This is a genomic window from Oerskovia sp. NPDC060287, from assembly GCF_042726775.1.
GTDB lineage: Bacteria > Actinomycetota > Actinomycetes > Actinomycetales > Cellulomonadaceae > Oerskovia > Oerskovia merdavium.
Genome location: NZ_JBHXBO010000238.1, coordinates 1 through 6,247, shown reverse-complemented (window position 1 = coordinate 6,247; position 6,247 = coordinate 1). Strand labels below are relative to the sequence as shown.

At 74.0% G+C, this 6,247-nt stretch carries 5 protein-coding genes and 1 pseudogene; 3 read left to right on the top strand and 3 right to left on the bottom strand.

What is annotated here, in order from left to right:
- Positions 1-243, bottom strand: a pseudogene (locus ACFWFR_RS16450) (heme-copper oxidase subunit III); the annotation flags it as partial.
- Positions 244-736: 493 nt separating this feature from the next.
- On the opposite strand from ACFWFR_RS16450, the gene ACFWFR_RS16445 reads away from it, so the two are divergent.
- Positions 737-1,210 (top strand): hypothetical protein, encoded by a 474-nt coding sequence (locus ACFWFR_RS16445; protein ID WP_377623671.1) that lies wholly within the window; start codon positions 737-739, stop codon positions 1,208-1,210.
- Positions 1,211-1,296: 86 nt separating this feature from the next.
- Complete coding sequence (gene trpD / locus ACFWFR_RS16440; RefSeq protein WP_377616528.1) at positions 1,297-2,352, top strand: anthranilate phosphoribosyltransferase; 1,056 nt, start codon at positions 1,297-1,299, stop codon at positions 2,350-2,352.
- Positions 2,353-2,400: 48 nt separating this feature from the next.
- Here trpD and ACFWFR_RS16435 read toward each other — a convergent pair whose 3' ends face one another.
- Together ACFWFR_RS16435 and ACFWFR_RS16430 are read right to left on the bottom strand one after the other, a co-directional pair.
- On the bottom strand, positions 2,401-2,682 hold the full coding sequence (locus tag ACFWFR_RS16435; RefSeq protein WP_191803280.1) for an Lrp/AsnC family transcriptional regulator: 282 nt from the start codon (positions 2,680-2,682) through the stop codon (positions 2,401-2,403).
- Complete coding sequence (locus ACFWFR_RS16430; RefSeq protein ID WP_377623670.1) at positions 2,676-4,553, bottom strand: DEDD exonuclease domain-containing protein; 1,878 nt, start codon at positions 4,551-4,553, stop codon at positions 2,676-2,678. The genes ACFWFR_RS16435 and ACFWFR_RS16430 overlap by 7 nt, the downstream gene beginning before the upstream one ends.
- Before the next feature lie 72 nt (positions 4,554-4,625).
- Here ACFWFR_RS16430 and ACFWFR_RS16425 point away from each other — a divergent pair, with 72 nt between their 5' ends.
- Positions 4,626-6,203, top strand: a complete 1,578-nt coding sequence (locus ACFWFR_RS16425) for an NYN domain-containing protein (protein ID WP_377623668.1) — start codon at positions 4,626-4,628, stop codon at positions 6,201-6,203.
- The last annotated feature ends 44 nt before the right edge of the window (positions 6,204-6,247 follow it).

Here is a 6,247-nt window from a genome sequence, read left to right as displayed (position 1 = left end):
GGACAGCACCAGCACCGTCGTGTTGACCACGGCGAAGGGGATGTTGAGCTTCTCGGTCTGAGAAGCCCACTCCTCCGCCGGGATCACCGAACGTGCGGTGAAGTACATAGCGAACAGTCCAGCGAAGAACATGAGCTCGCTGGCCAGCCACACGATCGTCCCGACCGAAACTGGGTTCGGTCGGTTGACGCTCACGTGCTGGTGGGCGTGGGGGGCAGCCGTTGCGGTCGACACATCAGCCATTATGGCCGACGTCGGAGCGATTTGGACCATCGAACCAGGGGGTGGCGCGCGGCGAATCTCACAAACTCTCCAGATCTCCCTACCAAGCCCTGCACTTCGTGACGGATCGCGTTGAAGTGCCATGAAAGGGCGTCATTCCGGGCGTTGTGCGAAGAGTGCGGGCCTCGACATTTCCTGACGGTGCGCTGGGAATTGCCATGAAATGACGACGACGGTCGGCGCCCGCACCGCGCGCGAGCATCCCGGCGGTCACCTCGGGCGCTCGGCGCCACCGACCGCGGACGCCGCCCCTGTCCGGTGGGCGGACGCGCGACGGCCGTCACCGGTGCGGGGGGTGCCGTGGCGCGACCCGACGTGCCAAGATGCCGGGGAGCGCTGCTCTCGTCGTACAGGTGCCGGTCGATGACCGGGCACCGCGGGCAGCGCGCCACCAGACCAGACCCGGCCGGGACCGGTCGGGACCACGTGAGACCCGAACGAGATGGAGGCGACGATGACGTCGACCACGAGCGGCACGACGACCACGTCCACCGGCGGCGCCCTGTCGGTGCAGGGCACGGACGTCGAGCCGACCACGGTGCCCCGTGAGGCGCGCGCCCCCCGCATCCTGCTCTACAGCGACGACGCGACCGTCCGCGAGCAGGTACGGATGGCGGTCGGGCGTCGGGTCCGTGCCGGTGCTCCGGACATCGTCTGGAAGGAGGTCGCGACCGCTGCCGCGGTCGTCGCCGCGGCCGACGCGGGCGGCTGGGACCTGCTCGTGCTCGACGGCGAGGCCGACAAGGCCGGGGGCATGGGACTGTCCCGCCAGCTCAAGAACGAGATCTACGAGTGCCCTCCCGTTCTGGTCCTCACGGGCAGGCCCCAGGACGGTTGGCTAGCATCGTGGTCGCTCGCCGACGATGCCGTTCCTCGGCCCTTCGACGCGATCGAGCTGCAGCGGGCGATCGTCTCGCTGATCGAATGACCTCATGAAGGGCAGGTCCTGTGACCACGACCCCGGGCATCCCGGCACACGCTTCCTCCGACCCCGCGCCGACGGCCACCGTCCTGGTGTCCGAGCAGTCGGAGCCGACGTGGCCCGGGCTCCTCACGGAGCTCATCGCCGGCCATGACCTGAGCGCCGCGCAGACGGCCTGGGCCATGGACAAGGTCATGACGGGCGAGGTCAGCCCCGTCCGGCTCGCGGCGTTCCTGATCGCGCTGCGGTCCAAGGGCGAGACGGTCGGCGAGCTGCGCGGCCTCGCGGACTCGATGCTCGCGCACGCCACGCGCTTCCAGGTCGCCGGCCCCTCGGTCGACATCGTGGGGACGGGTGGGGACCGTGCGCACACGGTCAACGTCTCGACGATGGCTGCCGTGGTCATCGCCGGGACCGGGGTGCGCGTCGTCAAGCACGGCAACCGCGCCGCGTCGTCGTCCTCCGGGTCGGCCGACGTCCTCGAGGTCCTGGGCATCCGGCTGGACCAGTCGCCCGAGCGGGTGGCTCAGCTCGTCGACGAGGTCGGCATCACGTTCTGCTTCGCGCAGGTCTTCCACCCTTCGTTCCGGCACTCGGCGGTCGCGCGCAAGGAGCTCGGCGTGCCGACGGCCTTCAACTTCCTGGGCCCGCTGACCAACCCGGCGCAGCCTCGCGCGGCCGCGATCGGGGTCGCCGACGAGCGCATGGCCCCGCTCGTGGCGGGGGTCTTCGCTTCCCGCGGGGCGTCGGCGATCGTGTTCCGTGGTGACGACGGTCTCGACGAGCTGGCGGCGACGGGCACGTCGACCGTCTGGGAGGTGCGCGACGGCGAGGTGACCGTCCACTCGCTCGACGCGGCCCGCGACCTCGGTCTGCAGCGGATCACGGTCGAGGACCTGCGCGGCGCCGACGCGGCCTTCAACGCCGAGGTCGCGCGGCGCGTCTTCGCGGGCGACCCCGGGCCCGTGCGCGAGACCGTGCTGCTCAACGCTGCGGCCGCGCTCGTCGCGGACGGGAGCCTGCCGGGGACCGCGGAGGGGACGCTCGTCGAGCGCCTCGCGGCGGGCATGCAGCACGGTGCGGCGAGCATCGACTCGGGCGCGGCCGCGGCCGCGCTCGACCGCTGGGTCTCCGCGTCCTCGCGCTGACACCGGTCCGGTGGGGCGACCCGCGAAGGTCGCTCCACCGGGGCCGGGTCAGTCGTCGAGACCGAGCGCGAACGCCTGCTCGAGGTCCACGTCGGAGTAGGCGCGGAACGCGATGAACGTCTCGGTGCGCAGCACACCCTGCACCTTGCTGATCTTGTCGGCGATCACGTCGGCGAGGTCGTCGTGCTCGTCGACACGCACCATCGCGACGAGGTCCGCCTTGCCGGTCACGGAGTAGACCTCGCTGACCCCCTTGAGCGAGGCGACGTGCGAGGCGACCTCGGGGATGAGGTTCGGTTCGGTGTCGATCAGCACGATCGCGGTCAGCATGGGTCCTCCGTCGGGTCCGTGGCACGCGGTTCGCCGGTCGGGGAACCGCTGCCCAATCTAGCCTTGCCGTGGTGTGCGACGCGCTGCGCGGTGCGGGTGCCGTCCGCGAAGGCTCGCGCCGAGCGGACGGGCCACGAGAGCGGGTGGCTCACGTCGACGAGCCGGACCCCCGGTTGTTCGAGCCAACCCAGCACCAGGTCGGCCTCGTGGGGGTGGCACGCGGGCGCCGGGGCCACGGGGGCCGGCACGTCCTCGGCGGTCGCGACGAGCGCGTCGATCGTCGCCCAGGGGTCCGCACCGGCGGGGGAGAGGCCCGTGGCTGCGAGTCGTGCGTGCCGCACGACCACGATCTCCCAGCGGGCGCCCTCGACGGGGCGGGCGGCGACGAGCTGGGCGCACGCCGCGAGCGGTCGGAGCCGTTGCGCACGCCCGGCGCCCAGGAGGAAGGCTTCGAGCCGGGCCGTGACCTCGGCGGCCTGCTCGTAGCGCTCGGTCGCGGCGAGCTCGGCGATGCGCGCGCTCAGGTGCTCGACGACGTCGCCCGGGTCCGCGAGCATGGTCGCCCGCGCGCGGCCCACCACGGCCGGGTAGTCCTGCGGTCGCTGCTCGGTGGTGCAGGGCGCGCCGCAGCGCCCCATCTCGGCGAGGGCGCACGCGCTCGCTCCCCGGGCGGGCAGGAGCGGGAGCCGCGGGCTGCACTGGCGCAGGGCGAGCGCGTCGTGCAGGGCGTCGATCGCGAGCTGAGCCTGCCGGCGCGACGAGTACGGTCCGATGTGCGCGGCGTCCGGCCGGACGTCCTGGACGATCGAGAGCCGAGGGTGGTGCTCGTTCGTCAGACGCACCCAGCTCATGCGCTCGGGGAACTTGGAGCGACGGTTGTAGCGCGGTGAGTGCTCGGCGATCAGCCGGAGCTCGCGGACCTGGGCCTCGAGGACCGTGGCGCACTCGACCGGGGTGACGGCGTGGGCGATGCGGACCATCTCGGTCATGCGGCCACGCTTCTCCGCGGCCGTGAAGTAGCTGCGCACCCGGCGCCGGATCGACGTCGAGGTGCCGACGTAGAGCACCTCCTCGCCGGGACCGCGGAACATGTAGACCCCCGGGCCGTCGGGGAGGCCGTCGGCGAGCGTCCGCTTGCGCCGGACGTCGGCCGGGACCGGGTCGGTGGCGGTCGCGAGGTCCTCGAGGTGCGTGACCCCGAACGGTGCCACGCGCTCGAGCAGCGCGTGCAGCACGTCGACCGTGGCGCGCGCGTCGGCCAGCGCCCGGTGCTCGGGGGTCACGGCCGCGTGGAAGAGCGCGGCCAGGGTCGAGAGCTTGTGGTTGGGGGCCTCGTCGCGGGTCACGACGCGTCGCGCGAGCGGCACGGTGTCGAGGACCTGGTTGCCCGGCCACTCGTAGCCCGCGTCCTTGGCGGCGGCCTTGAGGAAGCCGATGTCGAACGGCGCGTTGTGCGCGACGAGCACCGCGCCGCGTGAGAACTCCAGGAAGCTGGGCAGCACGGCCTCGATGCGTGGGGCGGTCGCGACCATCCCCGTGGTGATCCCCGTGAGGCGCGCGATGAACGCGGGGACCGGCGTGCCCGGGTTGACGAGCGTCTGGAACTCGCCGAGCACCTCCCCGCCGCGGACCTTGACCGCGCCGATCTCCGTGATCCCGGCCGAGGCGGGCGAGCCGCCGGTCGTCTCGAGGTCCACGACCACGAAGGTCACGTCCTGCAGCGGGGTGCCGAGCTCGTCGAGGCCGAGCTGGACCGGCGTGCTTCCCTCGACGGGCGCGGGGGTGAAGGCACGGACCGAGAGCAACCGGGACCCGTCCGGGGCGGGCGTTCGGCGTGGTGCGTCCCGGGTGGGGACGGTCGTGGACGACATGGGGCGAAGGTAGCCTCGGGCACTGACACGTCCGTCCGCGCGGCCCGTGATCGCTGCCCGTAGTGTGGACCCATGGATGGGACGAGTCGGGACAAGAAGGACACACCGCATCGATCGGACGACGCGCCGCCCGACCCGGTCGTCGTCCCGTCCGTCGTCCGCACCCAGCTGCTCGAGCTCTCCGCGCGCGTCCTGGGCGCCTGGGAGCCCTCGAGCGTCCCCGTGCCCCTCCGCAGGGTCCGCACGTTCGCGCCGCGCCGACGAGCGGTGTCGGGCGCCGTGCCCCTGTGGCAGGCCCTCGAGACCAGCGCCTCGTTCCGGCACGCGGTCGCAGCCGCCTGGAGCGCGGCTCACCCTCGGGAGGCGCGCTCCCTCCGGCCCGACGGCGTCACGTCCACGGGCGGCGACGTCGCCACGGCGTCGGTCGCCTCTGGTGCCGACGAGAGCACCGAGGTTGCGCCGGAGGCGGCGGGAGGCACGGGTCCTGCGGGGGCGCCCGGCACGCCGGACGACTCGCTCGACGAGGTGACCACGTCGGCAGGTGAGGTCCCGGTGCGGGACGAGGGCTCCGCCGTCGGGCAGGGCGAGGCCGAGGCCGAACGAGCCGCGAGCGGCCTCGTGGACCTGGCCGTCGGCGCGTTCCTGCTGCGACCCGACGGCTGGGAGGACCACCTGGTGCGCGCGGCCTCGGCCCTCGAGGCGCAGGCCGAGGCGCAGCACCGCGCTCAGGAGGCCGAGCGTGCCGCGGGGGAGCGCGACCGGGCCGTCGCCGAGCTCGCCGCTGCCCAGGAGGCCGCGGCTGCCGACCGTGCTGCGCTCGACGAGGCCCGGGCCGAGATCGCGACGCTCAAGAAGCAGGAGCGCAAGCTCCGCTCGGACGCCGACCGCGCCCGGGCAGAGGCCCGGGCCGCGCTCGCCGAGGCCGCCGCACGCACCGAGGCCGCCGAGGCGCTCGCGGCGCGGGCCGCCGACGAGCGCCGGGAGGCCTCGGTCGCGCTCGACCGCGCGCACGCCGCCCGGGACGAGGCGCGCACGCTCACGCACACCGGGGCCGAGCTCGCCAACGCGCGCGCCAGGCTCCTGCTGGAGACCGTCGTGGACGCAGCGGTCGGGCTCCGGCGCGAGCTCGGGATCCCGCCGACGACGCTCCGACCGGCCGACACCGTGGCCCCCGCGGACGGTGGGAGCGTGCCGGGCGCTCCCGACCGCACCCGGCCCGGGTCGCGCGGGCGGACCGGCGACGACCCGGCGCTGCTCGACGACGTCCTGGCCGTCCCCCAGATGCACCTCATCGTCGACGGGTACAACGTGACCAAGACGGGCTTCGGCGCGCTGACCCTCGCGCAGCAGCGGCGCCGCCTCGTGGACGGGCTGGTGCGTGTCGCGTCGCGCACCGGGGCCGAGGTCACGTGCTGCTTCGACGGGCAGGACCTGGGCCACCTGCCGCCCGCGAGCACCCGCGGGGTGCGTGTCCTGTTCACGTCGGGCGAGATCGCCGACCACCTGATCCGCCGGCTCGTCGCGGCCGAGCCCGAGGGGCGGCCCGTCGCGGTCGTCACGAGCGACCGGGAGGTCGCCGACGACGTCCAGGCCATGGGCGCCGTGGCGATCGGGTCGCCGGCCCTCGTCGCGCGGCTCGCGAGGCTCTGAGGGCGGGGCCGCGGACAGCACGACGGCCGGCCCCTCCTGGGGAC